The organism is Roseovarius sp. SK2, assembly GCF_028807495.1.
Taxonomy (GTDB): domain Bacteria; phylum Pseudomonadota; class Alphaproteobacteria; order Rhodobacterales; family Rhodobacteraceae; genus Roseovarius; species Roseovarius confluentis.
On the sequence record NZ_JARAMK010000029.1, the window covers coordinates 1 to 1,846 of the forward strand.

At 66.3% G+C, this 1,846-nt stretch carries 1 protein-coding gene; it reads left to right on the forward strand.

From position 1 onward, the window contains the following. On the forward strand, nucleotides 1–1,846 hold a 1,846-nt coding region (gene acs / locus PVV74_RS22755), incomplete at both ends, for an acetate--CoA ligase (protein WP_274594786.1).

Below are 1,846 nucleotides of genomic sequence, written 5' to 3' on the forward strand. Positions count from 1 at the left end.
CGCCCAGTGCCGATTTCGCGGCGAATGCCCATGTCGACGCGGCGAAGTACGACGAGATGTACGCCGCCTCGATCAAGGACCCCGAGGCCTTCTGGGGCGCGCAGGGCAAGCGCATCGACTGGATCAAGCCTTACTCGAAAGTGAAGGACGTCGATTACACCTACGGGAACGTCTCCATCAAGTGGTTCGAGGACGGCACGCTCAACGTCGCCGCCAACTGCATCGACCGCCACTTGAAGGACCGCGCCGACCAGACCGCCATCATCTGGGAACCCGACGACCCCTCCGAGGACGCCCAGCACATCACCTACCGCCAGTTGCATGCCGAGACCTGCAAGATGGCGAACGTGCTGAAAAACCTCGGCGTCGGAAAGGGCGACCGCGTCGTGCTCTACCTTCCGATGATCCCCGAGGCGGCCTATGCCATGCTCGCCTGCGCGCGCATCGGCGCCATCCATTCCATCGTCTTCGCCGGCTTCTCCCCCGACGCGCTCGGCGCCCGGGTCGACGGCTGCGACGCCAAGCTCGTCATCACCGCCGACACCGCCCCGCGCGGCGGCCGCGTGACCAAGCTCAAGGACAACGTCAACCAGGCGCTCCGCCGCGATGTGGACGACGTCAAATGCCTCGTCGTCAAGCGCACCGGCGACCAGATCGCATGGCGCGACGGGCTGGATTTCTGGCTCCACGAGGAGGCCGAAAAGGTCGAGGACACCTGCGAGCCGGCCGAGATGAACGCCGAGGATCCGCTCTTCATCCTCTACACCTCGGGCTCCACCGGCCAGCCCAAGGGCGTCGTGCACACCACCGGCGGCTACCTGGTTTACGCCGCCATGACGCACGAGATCACCTTCGACTACCACGCGGGCGACGTCTACTGGTGCACCGCCGATGTGGGCTGGGTCACCGGCCACAGCTATATCGTCTACGGGCCGCTCGCCAACGGCGCCACGACCCTGATGTTCGAGGGCGTGCCGACCTACCCGGATGCCAGCCGCTTCTGGCAGGTCTGCGAAAAGCACAAGGTGAACCAGTTCTACACCGCCCCCACCGCCATCCGCGCCCTCATGGGCCAGGGCGACGAGTACGTCACCAAGTGCGACCTGAGCGACCTCAAGGTGCTGGGCACCGTGGGCGAGCCGATCAACCCCGAGGCCTGGAACTGGTACCACAATGTCGTCGGCAAGGGCACCTGCCCCATCGTCGACACCTGGTGGCAGACCGAGACCGGCGGCCACCTGATGACCCCCCTACCCGGCGCCCACGCCACCAAGCCCGGCGCCGCGATGAAACCCTTCTTCGGGCTGAAGTTCGAGGTGCTCGATCCTGAATCGGGCAAGACGGTCGAGGGCAACCCCGCCGAGGGCGTGCTCTGCATCGCCGACAGCTGGCCCGGCCAGATGCGCACCGTCTGGGGCGACCACGAGCGCTTCATGAACACCTACTTCCAGCAGTACAAGGGCTACTACTTCACCGGCGACGGCTGCCGCCGGGACGCCGATGGCGACTACTGGATCACGGGCCGCGTCGACGACGTGATCAACGTCTCGGGCCACCGCATGGGCACGGCGGAGGTCGAATCCGCCCTCGTCGCCCACTCCAAGGTCTCCGAGGCCGCCGTGGTGGGCTATCCGCACGACATCAAGGGCCAGGGCATCTACTGCTACGTCACCCTGATGTCTGGCGAAGAGCCCACCGAGGAGCTGCGCAAGGAGCTGCAGGACTGGGTCCGCTCCGAGATCGGCCCGATCGCCAAGCCCGACCTGATCCAATGGGCCCCCGGCCTGCCGAAAACCCGCTCCGGCAAGATCATGCGCCGCATCCTGCGCAAGATCGCCGAGGACGA